This is a genomic window from Lentzea alba, from assembly GCF_047445655.1.
Taxonomy (GTDB): domain Bacteria; phylum Actinomycetota; class Actinomycetes; order Mycobacteriales; family Pseudonocardiaceae; genus Lentzea; species Lentzea alba_A.
The window spans coordinates 93686-115346 of record NZ_JAJAEG010000005.1 but is presented as its reverse complement, the minus strand read 5'-3'; the positions used below and the strand labels follow the sequence as shown (position 1 = coordinate 115346).

Here is a 21661-nt window from a genome sequence, read left to right as displayed (position 1 = left end):
GGGGGCGCGAGTGAGCTCTACCGACTTCGTGGCGAGCGTGGTGTGGGGCCACTCGGCGCTGGAGCTCGTGGTGGACGTGACTCCGGACGGCCCGGTGAGCGTCCGGAGCCTGTCGGAGAACGGGCTGCCGCCGGAATGTCCGCGGGGCACGCAGCCGCTCGTGGAGGTCCTCGTCGCGGGCGAGGGGCGGGCCAGGGCGTCGCACCGGTTCGCGGACACCGCGGTCGGAGCGCGGCTGGCGTACGTCGGCCAGACGCGCCGCACCGAGGGCAAGTGGCGAGTGCTGCACATCGACCTCCGCGACGAGCGGACAGGTCTGGCGGTGCGCAGCAGTTTCCGTTCGGTGGACGGCGTGCCCGCCTGCCAGGTCACGACCACGGTGACCAACGAGGCCACGGGGTCCGTTGTGCTGCAAGGGGTGACGTCCTTCGCCGCGGGCTTCGGCGGCATCCCGGTCGAGGACGTCGACCTGCTGAGGGCGGACAGCGAGTGGCTCGGTGAAGGCCGGTGGAGCCGGCAACCGTTGCGCGAGAACGTCTTCCCCGATCTCGGCCTGGAGCTGCACGGTCAGGACGGCCGGGGCAGGCACGCCGTGATCAGCGCGGGCTCGTGGTCCACCGGGACGAGCCTGCCCACCGGCGGGTTGATCGACCTCCGCGGCGACGTGGCCTGGCTGTGGCAGATCGAGCACAACGGCGCGTGGCGGTGGGAGGTCGGCGAGCGCAGGGACTGCGCGTACCTCGCTCTGCTCGGTCCGACCGACGTCGACCACCAGTGGCAACAGCGGCTGTTGCCGGGGGAGTCGTTCACCACGGTGCCCGTGTCGGTGGCCGTGTCCGCTGCCGGACTGGACGGTGCGGTGGCAGCGCTCACCGCGCACCGGCGCGAGCTCGTCCGCCCGCACCGCGATCACGACACCCGGCCGATCGTGTTCAACGACTACATGAACACGCTGATGGGGGATCCGACCACGGAGAAGCTGCTGCCGCTGGTCGACGCGGCCGCCGACGCCGGCGCCGAGGTGTTCTGCATCGACGCCGGCTGGTACGACGACGACTCGGGCTGGTGGGACAGCGTCGGCGAGTGGACACCGTCGAAAACCCGCTTCCCGCAAGGGATCGAGGAGGTGATCGCGCACATCCACCGCCGCGGCATGGTGTCCGGCCTCTGGCTGGAACCCGAGGTGGTCGGCGTGCGCAGCCCCGTGGCTGACCGGCTCCCTGCGGCGGCGTTCCTGCAGCGAGCGGGTGTCCGGCTGGTCGAGCACGGCCGCTACCACCTGGATCTGCGCCACCCGCTGGCGGTCGCGCACCTGGACGCGGTGATCGACCGCCTGGTGGGGGAGCTGGGGATCGGCTATCTCAAGCTCGACTACAACATCGACGCGGGCCCCGGCACCGACGTGGCGGCGGACAGCGTCGGAGCGGGTCTGCTCGCGCACAACCACGCGCATCTCGCGTGGCTCGACGGTGTCCTGGACCGTCATCCCGATCTGACGCTGGAGAACTGCGCGTCCGGTGCGATGCGGATGGACTACGCGTTGCTGTCCCGGATGCAGCTGCAGTCCACCAGCGACCAGCAGGACTTCCTGCGCTACCCGCCGATCGCGGTGTCCGCTCCGCTGTCGGTGCTGCCCGAGCAGTGCGCGAGCTGGGCCTATCCGCAGCCGGGCATGGCGCCGGAGGAGTTCGCGTTCGCGTTGTGCACCGGCATGCTCGGCCGCCTCTACCTGTCCGGGCGGGTCGACCACATGGCGGAGAGCCAGCAGGCGTCGTTGCGAGCCGCGGTCGAGGCGTACGAGGAGATCCGCTTCGACCTGTGCAACGCGGTTCCGGTGTGGCCACTGGGTTTGCCGCGGTGGAGCGACCACTGGCTGAGCCTCGGCCTGAGGTGCGATGCCGTCACGTACCTGGCTGTCTGGCAACGCGGCGGCGACCAGCTGAACGTCACGTTCCCGTTGCCGCACCTGTGTGGCGCGGACGTCGACGTGGAGGTGCTCTACCCGGTCCACCTGCCGGCCTGGACGGCCAGGTGGGACCGCGGCAACGGCGCACTGACGCTCAAACCCACCCGTGCCGACGCGTCGGCACGGATCTTCCGGATCAGCCGCAAGCTCCCCATCCCCGCTCCCACCGAAGGAACAGCGCGATGAAGAAATGGATCAGCGTTGCCGCGGCACTGGTGCTGACGTTGAGCGCGTGCAGCGACCCCGGCGCGGACAGCGCCACCTCCGGCCCGGTCACCTGGCCCGATCCGATCGCCTCGCTGAGCGGGACGAAGCTCACCGTCTGGGCGGCGCAGAACAGCAACACCGTGCCGGAACAGGTGGTGGCGGCGTTCGAGAAGGCCACCGGCGCCGACGTGGACGTCGTGACGATTCCCGACCCGTACGAGCAGGGCGTGCAGACCAAGGTCGCGACCGGTGACAAGCCGGACCTGGCCTTCTGGCAGCCCACCGCGTCGATGCTCACCGCGATCAACGCCAAGACGAACCTGCAGCCGCTCACCGACGCGCCGTGGCTGCCGAAGCTGGCGCCCGAGTTGAAGGACATCACCGGCATCCTCGACGGCACCCGCTACGCCACGCTGGTCACCAGCCCCGCCGTCGAGGGCGTCTACTACAACAAGGAGGTCTTCGCCGCCAACGGGATCACCGAGGTGCCGAAGAACTTCGACGACATGATCACCCTCGCGCGGTCGCTGAAGGCCAAGGGCGTCACGCCGTTCTTCGAGATGGCCGGCGACCGCTGGGCGACCCAGTGGTGGGTGCAGGTCCTGCTCACGGACGAGGCGAAGAACGGCCTGTGGGACAAGGTGAACCAGCGCCAGACCAAGTTCACCGACCCCGTGGTGCTCGACGCGATCAAGAAGTACAAGTCGTTGATCGACGAGGGGTTGTTCAACGCCGACGTCAAGACCGCGAAGTTCGAGGACCAGGGTGCCGCGCTGCTGGACGGCAAGGCCGCGATGGTCGTGCAGGTCAACTCGTTCTTCGGGCAGCTGCAGGCGAAGTCCGACACCGCGACGCTCGACCAGAAGATCGGGTTCTTCCCGATCTCGCCGTCCGGGCACGTCGGCACGTTCATCCCGGACCAGTCCAACGCGCTGGTCGCGTTCCGCACCGGTGACGCCAAGCGGGAGGCCGCCGCCCGGCAGCTGCTGGCGTACTGGATGGGTCCTGGCTACGCGGACTTCGTGAACGCGCGCAAGACCGTCTCGTTGCAGCCCGCGGTCGCGAACCCGGCGGGGGTGCCGAAGGCGTTGCTCGACGTGCACGCCTCGCTGGGCACGGCGGTCGGGTCCATGCAGGCGCTGGCGGTCGCGAACCCCGACCTCTACATCAACCTCGCCGACATGATCGTCGGGACGATGACGCCCGAAGAGGTCGCGAAGTCCACTCAGGACCAGTTCGACCAGCTCGCCAAAGCGGCTGGGGCGCCGGGCTTCTGATGACCGTGCACCGGCAGACACATCCCCTGTGGTTCCTGGCGCCGGCTTTCGCCATCCTGCTCGTGTTCTTCTTCCTGCCGACGCTGTTCAACTTCGTCTACGCGTTCACCGACTGGTCCGGCTTCAAGAGCGCGATCAACCCGACCGGGCTGGACAACTTCACCCAGCTCGCCTCGGACGGCACGCTGCTGCGGGCCGTGCGGATCACGCTCGTCTACGCGGTGCTGGTCGCGGTGTTCCAGAACCTCTTCGGGTTCGGGCTCGCCGTGCTGCTGGAACGCGACAACTGGCTCAACCGCGTGGCGCGGGTGTTCTTCCTCGTGCCGGTGCTGATGTCCGCGCTCGCGGTGGGTTACGTCTTCCAGGCGTTGCTGAAGCCCCATGGCAGCGTCAACAAGCTGCTCGGCATCGACTACGCGTGGCTGGGTGACACCACGTGGTCGATCGTCGTGGTGGCGCTGATCCACGCGTGGAAGTGGATGGGCCTGTCGATGCTGATCTACCTGGCGGGCCTGAAGACGATCCCGGAGGACCTGCTGGAGGCCGCCCGCATCGACGGTGCCTCGCGTGCCAGGGCGTTCTGGTCGATCCGGTTCCCGCTGCTGGCTCCGGCGGTGACGTTCAACGTCACGACGGCGCTGCTCGGGTCGATGAACGGGTTCGACATCGTCCAGGCCACCACGGGCGGAGGACCGGCCCGCACCACGGAGATCCTGAACATCTTCATCTACCGCACGTTCGGTCAGGGGCTGTTCGCGCAGGCCACCGCGATGAGCCTGGTGCTGTTCCTGCTCGTGGCGCTGCTGGCGTTCCCGGTGATCCGCACGCTGCGCCGGCGGGAGGCGATCCTGTGAGGAAGCTGCAGCCGTTCGCCGCGATCGCGCTTGTGATCGTGCTCATCGGCGCGCCGCTCTGGCTCGTGGTCGTCACCGCGGGCAAGTCTCAGGGGGAGGCGCTCAACCCGGACCTGTCGTTGCCTCGCCGGTGGCAGCTGCTGGAGAACCTGCGGCAGGTGTGGTCGGACGGCGAGGTGCCTGCCGCGTTCTTCGGCAGCCTGCTCGTGGTCGTGCCGACGGTCGCGGCGCTGCTCGTCTTCGGCTCGATGGCCTCGTGGGTGCTGGCCCGACGCGCAACCCGGCTCAACGCCGTGCTGTACGCGTTGGGGATCAGCGGGATCGTGCTGCCGCCGGCCGTGGTCACCGTGGTGTTGCTGTTGCGCCAGCTCGGGCTCGCGGGCAGCGCGGTCGGCATGATCGGCGTCTACACGGGCATCTACCTGTCCACGGTGATCTTCTTCGTCACCGGTTTCGTGCGCACGATCCCAGCCTCGCTGGAGGAAGCGGCCCAGATTGACGGCGCCGGGCCGTTCACCGTGTTCTGGCGGATCGTGCTGCCGTTGCTGCGGCCGGTGCTCGCCACCGCCACGATCCTGATCTGCCTCTACGTGTGGAACGACGTCTTCTACGCCTTCTTCGTCATCGGCGGACGAGTGGACACGTTGCCGCTCAACCTGTTCCGCGTCGCCAGCGCGGGCCTCTACCTCAACAACTGGCACCTGATCTTCGCCTACGTCGTCCTGATGAGCCTGCCACTCGTCGTCGTGCTCGCCGTCGCCCAACGCAAGATCATCTCCGGCATCACCGGCGGTGCGGTCAAATGATTGGAGTCCCGATGCGTCTCCCTGCCTGCGCGGTGGTCGCCGCGTTAGCGCTGACATCGCTGTCCCCACCTGTCGCCGTCGCGGCGACCGAAACCCTGCGCGTCGACCTGGCCTCGTCGACGGGCGCGTTCCACGGCGGTGCCACCGGCATCCTCTACGGCCTGGGTGATCCCGGTGTGCCGTCGCACGATCTGATCGCGGGCATGCGGCCGCGCACCATCTCGCAGAAGGCCCCGGACGGCGACCAGCACCCGAACGGCGACGCGCTGAAGATCGCCGACAGCTTCTTCGCGGCCGGCGGCACCGACGTTCACATCTACGCGCAGGACATCTACAGCAAGTGGCCGTACGAAGACCTCGGCATCGACGACTACGTCGCCCGGTTGCGCCCGCAGCTGGAGAAGGTCGCGCTGCGCCCGGACCGCGACCGGTTCGTCTGGACGATCTTCAACGAACCCGACGGGATCTGGTACTCGGACTGGGCGAACAAGAAGGAGAAGTTCTTCGCCGACTGGGCGCGGGTGTACCGGTTGGTCCGGTCCGTGCTGCCCAACGCCCGCATCACCGGCATCGGCGAGACCCGCTACCGCCCGGACCACCTGCGTGAGTTCCTGACGTATGCCAAGGCCAATGACGTGCTGCCCGACATCACGACGTGGCACGAGCTGGACCCGGACTCGCTGGCGCTGTATCGGGGTCACTACGCGGACTACCGAGCGATCGAACGCTCGCTGGGCATCACGCCACGCGCCATCAACATCAACGAGTACTCGAACCGCCGCGACACCTCGGTGCCCGGCCAGATGATCCAGTGGATCACCATGCTGGAAGACACCAAAGTGGACGGTCAGCTGGCGTACTGGTCCATGGCGGGCAACCTGAGCGACCACGCCGTCCGCGCGGGCCGCGCCAACGGCGGCTGGTGGCTGACGAAGTGGTACGCCGACCTCGCGGGCAACACCGTCCGCGTGACGCCGCCCCGGCCGAACACCAGGGACACGCTGCAGGGCCTGGCAACCCTCGGCAAGGGCAGGGCCACCGTCCTGCTCGGCGGCACCGCGAACGCCGTGGACGTGGCCGTGACCGGGCTGGACCGCCGCGTCTTCGGCTCCCAGGTCGACGTGCGCGTCTCGAAGACCACCTGGTCCGGCTACGAGGGCGACGCCGGCCAGCCACCTGTCGTGGCGGCTTCTCGCGTACGCGTGACTGACGGCCGCGCGACGGTCAAGGTCCCCGGCGGTGATCCACTCGCCGCCTATCAGGTGGTCATCACGCCTGCCGCGGGTGCTGCTCCGGTTTCGAGCGCGCCGTGGCAGGCCAGCTACGAGGCCGAGCTCGGCACGGTCGAGAACGCCACCGTCTACACGCAGGACGACGGCTCCGGCTCGTGGGACATGGCCATGCGCTACACCACGTCGGGCCGCAAGGACGTCGGCTCGATGAACAAGCCTGGTTCCCGCGTCACTGTGAGCGTTGACGTTCCGCGCACCGGGGCTTATTCGCTCGGAGTCCTCTACGGCACCAACGCTTTTGTCGGCCAGCAGGCCCTGTACGTGGACGACGCGCACATCCGCGACCTGACCCTGCCCGCGACGCTGGGCTGGACCTACCGCGGCAGGTACGACACGCCTGTCCAGCTCACCGCGGGCACGCACCGGATCTCGTTGCGCACCAGCGGCCCCGGCGGCTTCCTCGGCGGTGCTTCGGACATCACGCTGGACCGCCTGGACCTGACCGAGGTGACCGGTCCGGAAAGGACGGTGTACCCGCTGGCCGACGCCCGTGGTTCCGCTGTGCTGCGCGCCGGCGCCTCGGTCACGGCCTACGTGTCGGCCGCCGAGGACGGCTACTACCGGCTGTCGACCGCGTTCACCGCGACCGGCCGCGGCAAGCTCGGAGTCAGCCTGTCCGGCCGCCGAGCGACCGACCTTTCCCTTGCCTGTGCCGGTGCCTACTCCGGCAGCACGACCGTGCACCTCAAGGCGGGCATCACCGAAGTGGTGCTGTCCAACGAGGGTGGAAGTCCTCTTGTGGCGGGCACGTTGACCGCGGAACGCGATGTCGCGGCCGACCGCAACGCCGTCCGCGTCGAAGCCGAGGCGGGACAACTCGCCGGAGGTGCCGCGGTGACCTCGGGACGGTGGGCCTCCGGCGGTTCCTACGTCGGATGGCTCGGCAACAACGGCACGCTCACGGTTCCTCGCACGGGCTTTGAGGGCCCTGGCAAGTACAACCTGACCGTCGGCTACGCCCATGCCGACAAGAACACCGGCCATCCCTACAACACCGACATCATCACGCGGACGTTGGTGGCTACCGAGGCGGGCGGCAAGGCGACGAGTGCGCCCTACCGCCACAACTACACGTGGGACGGGTTCTGGGCGGAGACGTCACCGCTCGACCTGACCACCAGGGGAGGCGCGCTGACGTTCGGCAACCCCGCCGCGTGGGGCCCGAACGTCGACTGGGTCCAGCTCGCCCCACTGGTCGTTTCTTCCACGGTGACGCGCCGGTAGTCGCTGCGAACCGGCCGGGCGGCGCGCCCGGCCGGTTCGTCTACGACACGCGAAGGCCCCGCCGCAACGCCTCCACCTCGTCAGCGAACATCCGCCGTGAGATGGCCGCGCTCTCGACGAGCGCGGAACCGTGGAACGTGCCGGGGTACAGCCGCAGCTCGGCCTGCACACCCGCGTGCGACAGCCGCCGCGCGTACTCGATGCCTTCGTCGCGCAACGGGTCGAACTGGCAGACCGTCACGAACGCCGGCGGCAATCCTGCCAGGTCTTCGGCACGGGCGGGCGCGGCGTACGGCGAGACGTCGTTCTCGCTGCCGAGATAGCTGGCCCAGCTGAAGACGGCGTTGGGCCGGTTCCACAGCGGGGTGTCGACGTACTCGCGCATCGACGGCGTGTCGAGGCGGTCGTCGAGCTCCGGAATGCCGAGGTACTGGAAGGAGAGCGCCGGCCCACCCCGATCGCGCGCCAGCAGCGCCACGCCGGCCGCGAGCCCGCCACCCGCGCTCTCACCGCCGACGCCGAGCCGTTCCGGGTCGATGCCCAGCTCACTGGCCTTGGCGGCGGTCCACTGCAGGGCCGCGTAGCAGTCCTCGACCGGGGCCGGGAACGGGTGTTCGGGCGCGAGCCGGTAGTCGACGGACACGACGACGATGCCGAGCTCGTCGACCAGGCGCAGCACGTGCGCGTGGAACATGTCGAGGTCGCCGAGGACGAACCCGCCACCGTGGACGTACAGCAGGCCCGCCGACGGTTCTGCGGCGTTCGCCGGCGAGTAGATCCGCACCGGCACGTCGGGCGCGCCGGACGGACCGGGCACCGTGGTGTCCCGGACGTCGATCTGGCTGGTGGGCTCGTACGTGGGCAGCGCGCCGAGCATCTCGGACTGGCGGGCGCGGACGGCCAGCAGCGCGTCGTAGTCGGGCAGGCTCACCGCGGGCATCATGTCGAGCCAGGGGAGCAGCTCCGGGTCGATGGCGTAGCTCATGTCTCGATCCTCTGCTCGCGGCTGGGGCCCAAGCATCCGACACGTGGCGGGGAGTTGGCACGCTGGACTCGCCAGGTGGCGGTGTACGCGTGGAGGGGGCTCGTCGTGCGGTGGTGCAGATGTCTGGCCCTTGGACGTGTCGGGCTTGCCACGTGGCGATGCAGGCGTGTGGCACGTGATGAGGGCGCACCGGCCCTCCCACGCGGCAGGGCAGCGGGTGGCCATCGTGCTCGGCGGCCGGTTGACCGGTTGGTCGCCAGGCGTCGCGACGCACCTGCTCAGCGGCCGTTCTGACGGCTATCGTGACGTCATGAAGGGCCTGTTGCTGCGCCTGTCCGGACTGGACGCCGACGCCGAGAGCGCGGTGCGGGTGATCGGGTTCTTCGACCGCCTGATCACCGAGCGCGCGGGTCTCGACACCCTGGTGCGCAACACGGCCGAACTGGCGGGATGCCCGGTCGGCCTGCACGCGCCGGGGCAAGGTCTTTCGCTGCGTGCCGACACGGGTGCCGGTGTCACCGTGGCCAAGGTGCCCCCGCGCGCAGCCGTCCGTCCGCTCGAAGGCGGGGTCGTCGTCTGGGTTGCCCGCGAAGGAGCGCCGGCACCGCTGGACGACATGTTGCTGGAGCGGTTCGCGATCGCCGCCGCCGTGCTGCTGGACCACTCCAGCGTGCCGTTGCCCGAGCTCGGCGATCCGGCGCTGGTGGAGCTGGTGCTGTCGGAGAACGTTGGCACCGCTGAACGATCGCGCGCACTGCACCTGCTCGGCATCGCCGCCACGGCACCGCTGCGAGTGCTGGCGACGACCGGTGACGTCCCCGGACGGTCGGTGCTGCTGGGCGGCGTGCGGGCGGTGCTGAGCGCGGAGGTGCCGCAAACTTCCGGCGTCCGCATCGGCGTCGGCCCGCTGGTGCCGGCGATCGACCTGGCGCGGTCCTGGCGGGCCGCCCGGACCGCCTACCGGTACACCGCTGACGTCGAGCCGGTCGTGTGGTGGGAACGGCTCGGCGGACTCGCTCCGCTGGCCGAACGGCTCGACGACGCGGACGTTGCCGCGATCGAGGACGTGCGCGCGCTCGATCGGCTGGCCGCGGAACCGCACGGCGCGGACACCGTGGCGGCGCTGGATGCGTTGTGTGCTACCGGGTCTGTGCGCAAGGCTGCGGCGGCGGTGCACCGGCACCACAGCACGATGACCGCGCGGCTGGCCCGGGCCGAGTCGGTGCTCGGGTTCGAGATCGACTCGGCGCCGGGCCGGTTCAGGCTGCACCTGGCGCTGATGCTGCGGCGCCTGCGGGAGAACTGAGTTCAGACGAGACTGCCGACCACGACGAGGTCTGTCGCGGCACCGGTGATCGTGGACCGGGCGGCGTTGAGCAGTTCGTCGAGCAACATGAGCCGGAGCGAGTCCTCGGTCGTCGGACTGGCCCTGCCCCTGAGCCGCCCGTGAATCGCACGACTCATGTGCGGTTGCACGATCACGACCTCGGTGCGGCGAGACGAGTCGCGTGCTTCGAGCGCGTCGAGGAACTCCGCTCTGGACCCCGACCGCACGCCCAGATCCCAGCACGCCGGCCTGTCGAGGCTCGGGGCTGAGAGTCTGCTCTTGAGCAGGTCCGGCTGGGTGTAGACGAGGTTCTTCAAGGCCTGGCTGACCACCACCTCGAACGGTCCGAGGGCGACCCGCCTGCGCGTGGCCGCGCTCCTGGCTCCCTTGACGTGGATCAGGCTGAGGTCGCCACTCGTTGAGACGTAAAGGAAGTCTGCGGTTTCCCCGGGACCGTCGTCGCAGATCAGCCAGCCGTCGCGGTACCTGTTGACGACCCAGGCGAACAACGAACTGTCACCTGGCTCAGCGATCTGGTCGTGGATGCTCTGAGGATCCCGGAACGGAGGCTTCTCCCGTTCGATCTTGTAGCCCGTGAAGTCCTCGAAGGACCAGTTCGGGAACGGGAAGTCGCGGGGCCGCTCCGCCCAGATCCGTCCGTGCGCCAGCGTGTGGCCGGAGCTGTAGTAGACGGTGAGCAGCTCGTCCGCGTACTCGAGTGCGCTGAGCACCTGCCGGACCGGCTCGGGATCCGTCGGCGCGCCGCAGTGGCCGATGTCGAGGGTGAAGCGGGTGTCCTCGGCCTTCGGCCCTCCCTTCAACTGTCCGCTGATGGCGTTGTTGAGCCCCACGTCGATGCTGAACCGAGCAGAGTCGGGACGTCCCGTGACGTCGAGCACGGCGTTCTCCAGCAGTGCGGCGGCGTCGAGCAGGTCGGGTGAGGCGTCCGGCCGGAGGTGCGCGGCCGGCACCGCTCTGACCTCGTAGGCCCCGGTGACTCCGGCGAGGTCGAAGATCTCCCGTGCGAAGTGGGGGAAGGCCTCCTCACCGCTACCGGCCGCGAGTTCCTTCTCGATCAGCCCGAGCAGTTCGCACACGGCGGTGACGAACGTCGGGAAGTCCGGTGCGGCCTTGAACCACGCGGAGGACTCGCCGGGTGTGCTGCCGACGATTCCCTTGAGCACCAGCCGATCGGGCGATTCGGGTAGCTCTGAGCGTGCCGCGCCCACCGCGTACGAACCGTCGTCAGCAGGGCTGATGGTGTCCTGCAGTCGCAGGCCTCCGGTGTTCTTGATGTCGGGCTTCGTGGTGCGGGGCTGGTGCACACCGCGCAGCCAGAGGCTCTTTGCGTCACCTCGGTGCAGCGCACCCTCCAGTACTCGCGGCGGAATGCGCTTGAACGGTGGCTTTGGCGCCTTGTCCAGCCACCGCTGCAGGCGGTCGTGGGATCCGGTGTCGCAGTGCACGGCGATGAGGCGCCGCCGGCGCAGCGCGATCGTCAGGCGGTGGACCGTGTCCTCGAAACCGGCATCCGAGGTGGCCCATGTGGGTCGGTCCCGCTGTTGCCGTACGAATCCCGTGAGCTGGTCGACGTCCTCCGCCGCCTGCCCGACGTCGAGATCGTCGCTGGTCGCGACGATCTCGACCTGGCGCCCGGATCGACCGCGGCCCGGCGTGATGAGGTGATCGCGGAGTTTGCCGAATGCCGCAGGCAGATCGTCCGCAGTGCACTCGAGCACGGTGACGGACACGTACGGACAGACGGTCATCCAGTGCAGAACTCGCGCATCGCCACTCATCGCACACCTGCCGCCCACCCGTCACGTCGCGTCATGTCGACCGGTTGTTAACGCTAACGTGACTATTGACTCGAACCAGGCGGCGATGCGGTAGTCCTAAGTGGAAAGTGACCACTTTCTGTCCACTAGTACTTCCGGTTCAGGCGACCGACCTCAGGCGACTTCCTGTGCCCGCGTGCCGATCTCCTGCCGGAGCAGGCGGGCCTGCCTGGGCATGTTCCAGCCCAGCACACCGATCACCTCACCGTCGCGCCGGTACTGCGCGACGAAACGACGTTCGGCCACGTCGCCGTCCACAACGGACACCTCGGCGTCGGCGGAGGGCGTGCCGTGGACGTGGATCTTCGCGTCGAACTGGTCGGTCCAGAAGTACGGCACCGGCAAATAAGGCTCGCCGGCGCCGAGGATGTTCGCGGCGACGGCGATGGCCTGCTCGATGGCGTTGGTGCGGTTCTCCAGGCGCACGAGGCGGCCGAGTGTCTCGTGGTGCCAGCGCGCGACGTCGCCCGTGGCGTAGATGCCGTCGGCCGCGCGGCAGCGGGAGTCGCAGACGACACCGTTGTCAATCCTTAGTCCGCTGTCCTGCAACCAATCCGTCGCCGGCGCGGAGCCGAACGCCACCACCACGACGTCGGCGGGCAGCACCTCGTCCGTCTCCAGCCGCACACCGGTGACCCGGCCGCGAAGCGAGACGAGCCCTGCCACGGCGACGCCGAGCCGGAGATCGACGCCGTTCGAGGCGTGCAGGTCGGCGAGCAACCCGGCGGCGAGCGGCCCGACCTGCAGTGCCAGCGGAGCGTGCTGCGGGCCGACCAGGGTGACCGCGACGCCCATCCCGCGCGCGGTCGCCGCGATCTCGGCGCCGAGCACACCGTCCCCGACGACAACGACCCTGGAACCGTCAGTCAGTTCGGACCGCAGCGCCAAGCAGTCGTCCACGGTGCGGAGCGTGTGCACGCCGGCCAGCTGATCCTGCCCGGGAAAGGTGCGCGGCCGCAGCCCGGTCGCCACCACGATGTTCGACGCGGTGAACACCCGGCCGGACGCCGTGCGGACGCTCCGGCCGGCGACATCGAGGCTCACCGCGGCATCACCCAGCACGAAGTCCAGGCCGTTCAACGCCTCCACCGGGCGCAGCTGGGCCTTCTCGGGCGCCCAGTTGCCGGACAGGACCTGTTTGGACAGCGGCGGCCGGTCGTAGGGGAGATGCCGTTCGGCGCCCAGGACCGTCACAACACCGGTATACCCCTTGCGGCGCAACGCTTCCGCGGTGGCGAGGCCTGAGGCGGAGGCGCCGACGATCAGCGTGCTCATTCGTGCACCGCGATCGCGGCGGCAGGGCATACGCTGGCGGCCTCGCGGACCAGGTCGTGCAGGTCCTGCGGCGGCGCCTCGTCCAGCAGCACCACGATGCCGTCGTCGTCGCGCTGGTCGAACACGTCCGGCGCGAGCAGCACGCAGGTGCCCGCTCCGCAGCACTTGCCCTGGTCCACGGTGATCTTCATGAGCTTGGTTCCTTCACGAGTCGTTGGTGACCGGGGCCCGCCACAGCCCGGCAAGGGCGTCGATCAGGCCGGTCGCGGCCTCGTGCCAGGTGGCACGGGGCGTGGGGATGTCCTCGGCGAGTGCGCGTTCCCGCTCGGCGATCATGTGCACGAGCAGCTGACGCGCCATGTCCTTGCGCTCGGCGCGCACGTCGTCGGGAAGGTCGGGCAGCGAACTGTCCAAACCGGACAGGACGCGGGCCAGGGACGGCGTCTGCGTCTCCTCGACCAGGATCGGGCGCAGGACGGGGTCGGTCATGACCTGCGCACCGAACCTGGCGAACCAGGTGGGGCTGCCCACCGCGGCGAGGTGGTCGGTGACGGGCCGGACGAGACAGGTGAGCCAGTCACGCAGCTCGGTGCTGTCACCCGTCTCGGCGACCATGCGCGCCCGGATCTCCTCGACCTGGGCGGTGTGCTTGCGCGCGATCGCCCGGACGAGGTCGGCCTTGGTGCCGAAGTGATAGCCGACGGCCGTGTTGTTGCCCTGCCCGGCAGCCTCGCTGACCTGGCGGTTCGACACGGCGAACACTCCGTCCTCGGCGAACAGCCGTTCCGCCGCGACGAGGATCGCCTCGCGGGTCTGCGCCGCCCTGGACGGGCTGTTGTCGGCCTTGGTCATCTCGTCACCATCGCACCGGTAGTTCCACGAGCCCGCCCACGACGAGCCCCTCGACTCGACGCAGATCATCCACTGACACCGCTAGCTCCAGCGACGGGAGCTTGCGCAGCAGCACCTCCAGCACGACCTGGAGCTCGGTGCGGGCCAGCGGCTGACCGAGGCACGCGTGCGCTCCGGCGCCGAACGCGAGGTGCTGGTTCGGGGTGCGGCGCAGGTCCATCTCGGCGGCGCGGTCGAACACCGTCTCGTCCCGGTTGGCCGCGCCCATGCTGCACATCGCGGTCGTGCCGGCGGGCAGCACGACGCCGCCGATCTCGATCTCCTCGGTGATGAAGCGCGACATGCCGAGGCCGCCGTTCGCGTCCAGGCGCAGCGCCTCCTCGACCGTGGTGCGCACCAGCGCGGGGTTCTCGAGCAGGTCCTCCCACAGCCGCCGGTCCGAGAGCAGCATCGCCACCATCTTGGTGATCATGTTCGCGGTCGTCTCGTGCCCCGCGATCAACAGGCCCATGCCGGTGGCGATCAGCGTCGTGTCGGACATCGGCTCGTCTTCCCGCAGCAAGGCGCTGAGGATGTCGTCACCGGGGTTCGCGCGCTTCGCGGCGATGTGGCCACCCATGTACTGCCAGAACTCGCGCTGGGCGGCGTCCATCTCCTCCTGGGTGAACTTGGTCATGCTGAGCATGACGTCCGACCAGTGCGAGAACCGGTCGCGGTCGGCGTCGGGCACGCCGAGCATGTCGCAGATGACCCAGACCGGCAGCGGGAAGCCGAGCGAGGCCTTGAGATCCGCGGGCGCGCCCTTGGCCACCATGTCGTCGACGAGCTGCTCGGCCATGGTCGCGATGCCCGGCCGCAGCGCGTTCATCCTCTTGGCGGTGAACCACTTGCCGATGCTGCGCCGCCACGTCAGGTGCCTCTCGCCCTCCTGGGGGATCGCCACCGCCATCTCGCTGTTGAAGATGCCGCCCGACTCGACGTCCGCCATCTTCGCCGCGTCGTCCTGAGGCGTCGGCCTGGTGAACCGCGGGTCCGACAGGATCTGCTTGACGTCCTCGTGCCGCAACAGGAGTGCGGCCTGGTCACCGCTTGCGAGCTGCACGTGCGCCACGGGGCACTTCGCCCGCAGCTCTGCCCATTCGGCGGGCGGTTCGAGCGCGGCGTCGGTCTCGAACGGGAAACGGGGCAGTTCGTCCACTTCGGACATCCGGGGTTCTCCTTCGTGGCGGGAGGTCTGTCACCAAGATGCCGAGAGTCTCGGATTAAGTCAAGCGACTGACTTAAGATTCCGTCATGATCGGAGAACAGGTACTTCCGCCGACCAGCCGGCAGGTCCAGCCGAACGTCGTGGTGGCCGTGCTCGCGCTCGGCGGCATCGTCGTGTCGCTCATGCAGACGCTCGTGATCCCGTTGCTGCCCGAGCTGCCGGGCCTGCTGGGGGCGTCGAAGGCCGACACGGCGTGGGTGATCACCGCGACGCTGCTGGCCAGCGCGGTGGCGACGCCCGTGGTCGGCAGGCTCGGCGACATGTACGGCAAACGCCGCATGCTGCTGATCAGCCTCGTGCTGCTGGTGCTGGGATCGGTGGTGGCGGCGCTCAGCTACTCGCTCGTGCCGATGCTCGTCGCCCGCGCGGTGCAGGGCCTGGCGGCCGGTGTCATCCCGCTCGGCATCAGCATCATGCGGGACGAACTGCCGGCCGACCGGCTGGGCTCGGCGACCGCGATGATGAGCGCCTCGCTGGGCGTCGGCGGAGCGCTCGGCCTGCCCGCGGCGGCGTTCCTGGCGGAGCGGAGCGACTGGCACGTCCTGTTCTGGACCTCGGCGGCGCTCGGCGTGCTGGTGCTGGTCGCGGTGCTGTTCTTCGTACCGGAGTCCGCGGTGCGCTCCGGTGGCCGCTTCGACCTCGTGGGCGCCTTGGGCCTGTCGGTCGCGCTCGTCTGCCTGCTGCTGGCCGTGTCCAAGAGCAGTGAGCTCAGCGCCGGCACCACCGCGGGGTTGTTCGGGGTGGCCGCGGTCGTGCTCCTGGTGTGGGGGTGGTGGGAGCTGCGGTCCCGGCAACCACTGGTCGACCTGCGCACGACCGCCCGTCCCCAGGTGCTGCTGACGAACGTCGCCTCGGCGATCTTCGCGTTCGCGATGTTCGCGATGTCGCTGGTGCTGCCGCAGATCCTGCAGCTGCCCGCCGCCACCGGTCACGGGCTCGGCCAGTCGCTGTTCGCCACCGGTCTGGTGCTCGTCCCGTCGGGGCTGGTGATGATGGCGATGGCGCCGGTGTCCGCGCGCATCACCACCGCGCGAGGCCCGAAGGCGACGTTGATCGTGGGGGCGCTCGTGGTCGCGGCGGGCTACGGCCTCGGTGTCTTCCTGATGTCCGCGGTGTGGCAGCTCGTCGTGGTCTCCGCCGTGATCGGCGCCGGGATCGGCCTCGCCTACGGCGCGATGCCCGCGCTGATCATGGGCGCCGTGCCGGCCTCGGAGACCGCTGCGGCCAACAGCTTCAACACGTTGATGCGCGCGATCGGCACCTCGGTCTCCAGCGCGGTGGCCGGTGCGGTGCTGGCCCATGTGGCCGTGCCGGGCAGCTTCCACCTGATCATGGCGCTCGGTGCGGCGACCGCGTTGCTGGCGGGTGGAGTGGCGGCGTTCCTCCCGGGCCCCTCCCGCCGGTAGCTCAAGTGGCCTGCCCACGGTCGTGGACAGGCCACGTCCTTCAGCCGAAGAACCGGGTGATCTCACGGGCGACGAAGTCCGGCTGCTCCTCGGCGAGCCAGTGCCCGGACCCGTCGACCCGCACGACCTCGAACTGGTTCGCCACGTTCGGCAGCGCCGCGAGGAACTGGTCGTAGGAGGAGATCGAGGCCAGCCCCAGCACCGGCGGCGTGAGCTTGCCGTAGGTCTTGCCGTCCGCGATGTCCTGGTGGAACGCCTGGTACCACCCGTTGCTGGCGCGGATGGCGTCCGGCGAGTTGTAGGCCCGCGCGTAGATCTGCCGCGCCCGCTCGTCGATCGCCGCGGGGTTGAACGCGGTGTTCGCGAACAGCCAGTCGACCAGGAACCGGAACCGCCCGGCCAGCAGCTGCTCCGGCAGCGTCTGGACCTGGTTGAACGCGAACCACCACAGGCTGAATCCGCCGGGCGGTGGCAGCAGCGGGATGTGGTAGAAGCCCTCGTCGGGGTGCAGCACGTCCATGAACGCGACTTTGTTGGTAGCGCTGGGGAAGTTGGCCGCGAACGCGAACGCCACCATGCTGCCCAGGTCGTGCCCGACGACGTTGACCTCGTCGTACCCGAGCTTGCGGACCAGCTCGTGGATGTCGGTGGCCATGGTCTTCTTGTCGAAGCCTCCCAGCGGCTTCTCCGATCCGCCCATGCCCCGCAGGTCCACCGCGATCACGCGGAACCTCGTCGCCAGCGCGGGCATGATCTTGCTGTACAGCCACCAGGTCTGCGGCCAGCCCGGCAGCAGCACGAGCGGCTCACCCCGGCCGCCGGTGACGTAGTGCAGGCGCACCCCGTTCACCTGCGCGTAGTTGTGCCGGAAGCCGGGTAAGTCGGCCTCCGGCGTCCTGGCTTCGGCGGTGGTGACGCCGGTGCTCGCCGCGAGTGCGGCACCCAGTGCGAACACTCCGCGCCTGTTCAACTCCATGTCCCTGCCCCCATCCGTTGCTCGGCGCCGTCATCCGAACAAGCGGCGCTTGAGCACGGGTGGAGGTCAGGGAACGAGGTGGTAGGCGACCGTGGGCCAGATCGTGCCTTTGATCTCGCGGTCCTCGTCGCGGGCGGGATCTCGGACGAACCCAGCGCGTTCGGCCACCTTGCGCGAGCCCGTGTTGTCGCGGTGCGTCCACAACCGCAGCTCGGTCACGGCGTGGTTCGCGAGGATCCACGTGACGAACTCGGTGAGCGCCTTGGTAGCCAGGCCTCGCCCGCGTGCATGAGCGGCGACGAGGTACGACACGTGGCCGATGCCGTCCTCGAAGTCGACGGCCACGTTGCCGCAGCGCTCGCCGTTGTCCTCGATGCAGAACGACGTGGTGCCGGGGTTGCCGGGAAGCGCTTCGATCGCTGCGGCGACCTGTTCGGTCGTGATCGTGGGCGGATCGGTGGTGTAGCGCTGGACCTCAGGGTCTCGCGTCGTCTCGGCGTACCAGGCCGCGTCCTCGACCGTCCACTCGCGGAGCTTCACCCGAGCTCCGCCGAGTCCGTGAGCCGCAGCTTGCGCCGCGCCCGCTGGTAGAACGTGGTCATGCCGAGCCGGACCACCCGAGCGGCGCCGGGCCGGCCGCGCAACGACACCCGCTCGCCCGCCTGCACGTACCCCGCGACCATCCCGTCCACCTCGACGGCCAGGCGGCCGCTGGAGGGCAGCAGGTCGAGTTCGACCTCGTCGTGGACCGACAGCACGATGCCACGGCTGTAGGCGGAGTGCGGTGCGGCCGGGGTGACGAGCAGGGCTTCGACCGACGGGCTGGTGATCGGGCCGCCCGCGGAGAAGCTGTAGGCGGTGGAGCCGGTCGGGGTGGCGACGATGACGGCGTCGGCGGAGTAGCTGACGAACGGCTGGCCTGCCACGCGGACGGCGACCCGTGCGCCGCCTTCGCCGGGGATGCGGACGACGGCGACGTCGTTGAAGGCGGTGACCTTGGCGCCGTTGAAGACCGCGTCGACGGCGATGCGGGGTTCGACGGTGAAGGCGTGGGCGTCGATGGCGGAGAGTGCCGCGGGGAGGTCCGGGACGTCCACCTCGGCCAGGAAGCCGAGTTTGCCCAGGTTCACGCCGAGGACCGGGGCGCGTTCGCCGTCTGCCAGGCGCATGGCTCGCAGCATCGTGCCGTCGCCGCCGAGGCTCACGAGCAGGTCGGCGCGGCGGCCCAGCTCCTCCGCGGAGACCGGGGTGGCCTCGCAGCGGAGTCGCTGGATCTCGTCTTTGATGCCGAGGATTTCGACACCGCGGTTGGTCGCCCAGCCGAGTATTGCCTCGACGGCGTCGGCTGAGTCGCGTTGCGGGTGCAGCACCAGGCCCGCGGTGTGCACGTCAGGCCTTCCTCAGTGGAGTCACGAAGCCAGTCTGCCGAATTCCCACGGGTCGTGTGCGCTGAAGAGCGTCACCTCGTCGGCGTGGTCGCGCGCGAGGGTGCGCAGACGGGATTGTGTGTCGACCCTCAGTCCGTGGTCGACCTCGGAGGTGGTCTGCACGATGTCGAGCACGGGGTGTGGTTCGGGGTCTTGGTCGAGTTCGCGGTGGTAGTAGTAGGCGTCACCGCAGTGCAGGAGCCAGCGGGTGCCGTCGTGCACTGCGATGCCGGCGTGGCCTGCGGTGTGGCCGCCCAACGGGATCAGCTTGATCTCGGGAGGCAACCCTTCCGGCTGGATCGCGGTGAAGCCGAACCACGAGTCGCCAGTGGAGTCGTAGGTGCGCCACTGTGGACCGTGCGCCCAGTGGGCCGGGCGGTAGCGGAACGACGGTGCTTCGGCGAGTGCCGCGGTCAGTTCCGCTTCCAGCACGTGCACGGTGGCCTGGGGGAAGTCCGGCAGGCCACCGCAGTGGTCGACGTCGAGGTGCGTGACGAGGACGTGCCGGACATCGGCAGGGGAGAAGCCCAGGCGTTCGATCTGGCGGATGGCGGTTTCCTCCTCGGACAAAGCGGGCTGGGCCATCTGCACCCAGGCCGCGCCGAGGGTCTCGTCGGGGTTGCGGACGTTGCCGAGGCCCAGACCGGTCTCGATGAGAGCCAGTCCACGGCCGGTTTCGACGAGCAGGCAGTGGTTCACGGCGGGGGCGCTGGGCAGACCTTCGTAGGTGGGGTCGACCTGGCGCACGGAACCGCAGTTCAGGTGGTGGATCTTCATGTGGACGAGGGTGCTACTTGAACCGCGGTTGAGGTCAAGACCTCGTCCTTATGGCCGATGTGGACGCTGCCGAACCGGCCGTTCGGCGTTCGGCGTTGACCTTGAGGAGGAGTTCGGCCGAGCCGCTCGTTCCTAGGTTGGCCACATGACCATCCTGCTCGCCGATCCGGTCGTGCGCGCCGTCCGCGTGCTCGACAACGGAGATCCTCTGGTACCGCTCGACTTCGCACCTCACGTGCTCGTGCGGGAAGGGCTCGCCGGCCGGCTGGTCGAGGCACGGGCCGCGTTGCCGTCCGGTGTGGACCTGCGGGTCATCGAGGGGCACCGCAGCATCGCCGACCAGAGCGCGATCATCGAGCGCTACACCGACGAGCTGCGCGAGTTGCACCCCCTCGCGGACGCCGTCGAGCTGGACCGGTTGTCGAGCCGTTTCGTCGCACCGCTGGCCGTTGCCCCGCACGTCGCGGGCGCCGCGGTGGACCTGACGCTGGTCGACGCGTCGGGCGAAGAGCTGTGGATGGGCACCGAGGTCGACGCGACTCCCGAGCAGAGCGACGGCGCGTGCTTCTTCGCCGCGCCCGTGGACGAGATCGCCCGCCGCAACCGGTCGGTGCTGGCCGCGGCGCTGAGTGGTGCCGGCCTGGTCAACTACCCGACCGAGTGGTGGCACTGGTCCTACGGCGACCGCTACTGGGCGCTGCTCACCCGCGCCGACCACGCCCTCTACGGACCGGTGGAGGTGCCTGCGTGGGCGCGCCCGTGACGACGATCCGCCAGGTCTCGGCCGCGCCGTCACTGGAGATCGACCTGGCCGCGGTGAGTGCCAACACCCGGCGGTTCGTGGAGCTGGCGCGCGGCGATGTCATGGCCGTGGTGAAGGCGGACGGCTTCGGGCACGGTCTGGGCGATGTCGCACGGACGGCGATCGCGGCCGGCGCGAGGTGGATCGGCGTGACCTCGCTCGCGGAGGCGGTGGCGGTGCGCGAGTCCGGTGTGGACGCTCCGATCCTGAGCTGGCTCAACCCGGTCGACGCCGATTTGTCCCTGGCGGTGCGGTACGGGATCGACGTGAGCGTACCGAGTCTTGAGCACCTCGCCGCGATCGATCAGGCCGCGCCGGTCCCGGTCCACCTGCAGCTGGACACCGGCATGAGCCGTGACGGTGCCTCGGCGAACTCGTGGCTCTCCCTCATGTCCGCGGCGCGCAGGGCGGAGGTGGCCGGCCGGATCCGGGTCGTCGGGGTGATGGGGCACCTGGCCTGCGCGGACACACCGGGACATCCCGCCAGCGCGGCGGGCAAGCGCGCGTTCTCCCGTGGCGTGGAGATGGCACGGCAGGCGGGACTGCGGCCGTCGGTGCGGCATCTGGCGGCCACGAGTGCCGCGCTCACCGACCCGACCACGCACCTCGACATGATCCGGATCGGGGCCGGGCTGGTGGGGATCGACCCGTCCGGCACGACGGAGCTGAAGTCCGCGTTGCGGTTCACGGCGCCGGTGGTGCAGGTGCGGCGGGTCGACGCCGGTACCGGTGTCGGTTATGGACATTCGCACGTCACGGAGCGGGCGACCACGCTGGCGTTGCTGCCGGTCGGGTACGCGGACGGGCTGCCGCGGGCGGCTTCCGGGCGGGGCGAGGTGTGGCTTGCGGGGCGCAGGCGGCCGGTCGTCGGGGTGATCTCGATGGACCAGGTCGTGGTGGACGTGGGGGACGACCCGGTGCTGCCGGGCGACGAGGCCGTGGTGTTCGGACCGGGTGACTCCGGCGAACCGACGGCAGAGGACTGGGCTCAATGGGCGGGGACCATCCCGCACGAGATCGTCACCGGGATCGGGGCGCGTGTGCGGCGAGCCGTCCGTTGGTTGACTCAATAACTTCAGTGTAGACCGAAATTAATGCCGACG

19 protein-coding genes are annotated in these 21661 nt (G+C 69.7%); 9 read left to right on the top strand and 10 right to left on the bottom strand.

Annotated elements, in window-relative coordinates:
• Window positions 1–10: 10 nt before the first annotated feature.
• The 5 genes from LFM09_RS10260 to LFM09_RS10240 are packed head-to-tail and all read left to right on the top strand — an operon-like array spanning window position 11 to window position 7626.
• Window positions 11–2152, top strand: coding sequence for a glycoside hydrolase family 36 protein (locus LFM09_RS10260; RefSeq protein ID WP_414096103.1), 2142 nt, complete (start codon window positions 11–13; stop codon window positions 2150–2152).
• Complete coding sequence (locus LFM09_RS10255; RefSeq protein WP_414096102.1) at window positions 2149–3450, top strand: ABC transporter substrate-binding protein; 1302 nt, start codon at window positions 2149–2151, stop codon at window positions 3448–3450. The genes LFM09_RS10260 and LFM09_RS10255 overlap by 4 nt, the downstream gene beginning before the upstream one ends.
• A complete protein-coding gene (locus tag LFM09_RS10250) occupies window positions 3450–4304 on the top strand; it encodes a carbohydrate ABC transporter permease (protein ID WP_414096101.1) in 855 nt (284 codons plus the stop codon). Before LFM09_RS10255 ends, LFM09_RS10250 begins: the two co-directional genes overlap by 1 nt.
• A complete protein-coding gene (locus LFM09_RS10245; RefSeq protein ID WP_414096100.1) occupies window positions 4301–5110 on the top strand; it encodes a carbohydrate ABC transporter permease in 810 nt (269 codons plus the stop codon). Before LFM09_RS10250 ends, LFM09_RS10245 begins: the two co-directional genes overlap by 4 nt.
• Window positions 5111–5121: 11 nt before the next feature.
• Window positions 5122–7626, top strand: a complete 2505-nt coding sequence (locus LFM09_RS10240) for a hypothetical protein (protein ID WP_414096099.1) — start codon at window positions 5122–5124, stop codon at window positions 7624–7626.
• A gap of 40 nt (window positions 7627–7666) precedes the next feature.
• On the opposite strand, the gene LFM09_RS10235 is transcribed toward LFM09_RS10240, so the two are convergent.
• The gene (locus LFM09_RS10235; protein WP_414096098.1) at window positions 7667–8611 is read right to left on the bottom strand and encodes an alpha/beta hydrolase; all 945 of its coding nucleotides are present in this window, start codon (window positions 8609–8611) and stop codon (window positions 7667–7669) included.
• Between the two features lie 310 nt (window positions 8612–8921).
• On the opposite strand from LFM09_RS10235, the gene LFM09_RS10230 reads away from it, so the two are divergent.
• Entirely contained in the window at window positions 8922–9917 is a 996-nt protein-coding gene (locus LFM09_RS10230; RefSeq protein ID WP_414096097.1) for a helix-turn-helix domain-containing protein, read from the top strand.
• A gap of 2 nt (window positions 9918–9919) precedes the next feature.
• On the opposite strand, the gene LFM09_RS10225 is transcribed toward LFM09_RS10230, so the two are convergent.
• From LFM09_RS10225 to LFM09_RS10205, 5 genes are all read right to left on the bottom strand, one after another.
• Window positions 9920–11737, bottom strand: a complete 1818-nt coding sequence (locus LFM09_RS10225) for a hypothetical protein (protein ID WP_414096096.1) — start codon at window positions 11735–11737, stop codon at window positions 9920–9922.
• A gap of 153 nt (window positions 11738–11890) precedes the next feature.
• On the bottom strand, window positions 11891–13051 hold the full coding sequence (locus LFM09_RS10220) for an NAD(P)/FAD-dependent oxidoreductase (protein ID WP_414096095.1): 1161 nt from the start codon (window positions 13049–13051) through the stop codon (window positions 11891–11893).
• Window positions 13048–13242, bottom strand: a complete 195-nt coding sequence (locus LFM09_RS10215) for a ferredoxin (protein ID WP_414096094.1) — start codon at window positions 13240–13242, stop codon at window positions 13048–13050. Before LFM09_RS10215 ends, LFM09_RS10220 begins: the two co-directional genes overlap by 4 nt.
• Before the next feature lie 13 nt (window positions 13243–13255).
• Entirely contained in the window at window positions 13256–13903 is a 648-nt protein-coding gene (locus LFM09_RS10210; RefSeq protein WP_414096093.1) for a TetR family transcriptional regulator, read from the bottom strand.
• A 4-nt stretch (window positions 13904–13907) separates the two neighbouring features.
• The gene (locus LFM09_RS10205; RefSeq protein ID WP_414096092.1) at window positions 13908–15110 is read right to left on the bottom strand and encodes a cytochrome P450; all 1203 of its coding nucleotides are present in this window, start codon (window positions 15108–15110) and stop codon (window positions 13908–13910) included.
• 86 nt (window positions 15111–15196) lie between these two features.
• Between LFM09_RS10205 and LFM09_RS10200 the strand changes: the two genes are divergently transcribed.
• Window positions 15197–16576 carry an MFS transporter gene (locus tag LFM09_RS10200; RefSeq protein ID WP_414096091.1) on the top strand — a complete coding sequence of 460 codons (1380 nt, stop codon included), beginning with the start codon at window positions 15197–15199 and terminating at the stop codon, window positions 16574–16576.
• A gap of 40 nt (window positions 16577–16616) precedes the next feature.
• Here the strand turns inward: LFM09_RS10200 and LFM09_RS10195 are convergent, their stop codons facing one another.
• From LFM09_RS10195 to LFM09_RS10180, 4 genes are all read right to left on the bottom strand, one after another.
• Window positions 16617–17552, bottom strand: coding sequence for an alpha/beta fold hydrolase (locus LFM09_RS10195; RefSeq protein ID WP_414096090.1), 936 nt, complete (start codon window positions 17550–17552; stop codon window positions 16617–16619).
• Window positions 17553–17618: 66 nt separating this feature from the next.
• Complete coding sequence (locus tag LFM09_RS10190; protein WP_414096089.1) at window positions 17619–18092, bottom strand: GNAT family N-acetyltransferase; 474 nt, start codon at window positions 18090–18092, stop codon at window positions 17619–17621.
• The gene (locus LFM09_RS10185; RefSeq protein WP_414096088.1) at window positions 18089–18940 is read right to left on the bottom strand and encodes an NAD(+)/NADH kinase; all 852 of its coding nucleotides are present in this window, start codon (window positions 18938–18940) and stop codon (window positions 18089–18091) included. Before LFM09_RS10185 ends, LFM09_RS10190 begins: the two co-directional genes overlap by 4 nt.
• 21 nt (window positions 18941–18961) lie before the next feature.
• The gene (locus LFM09_RS10180) at window positions 18962–19756 is read right to left on the bottom strand and encodes an MBL fold metallo-hydrolase (protein ID WP_414096087.1); all 795 of its coding nucleotides are present in this window, start codon (window positions 19754–19756) and stop codon (window positions 18962–18964) included.
• 145 nt (window positions 19757–19901) lie between these two features.
• Here LFM09_RS10180 and LFM09_RS10175 point away from each other — a divergent pair, with 145 nt between their 5' ends.
• Window positions 19902–20519, top strand: coding sequence for a M15 family metallopeptidase (locus LFM09_RS10175; protein WP_414096086.1), 618 nt, complete (start codon window positions 19902–19904; stop codon window positions 20517–20519).
• On the top strand, window positions 20504–21631 hold the full coding sequence (alr, locus tag LFM09_RS10170; RefSeq protein WP_414096085.1) for an alanine racemase: 1128 nt from the start codon (window positions 20504–20506) through the stop codon (window positions 21629–21631). The genes LFM09_RS10175 and alr overlap by 16 nt, the downstream gene beginning before the upstream one ends.
• The last annotated feature ends 30 nt before the right edge of the window (window positions 21632–21661 follow it).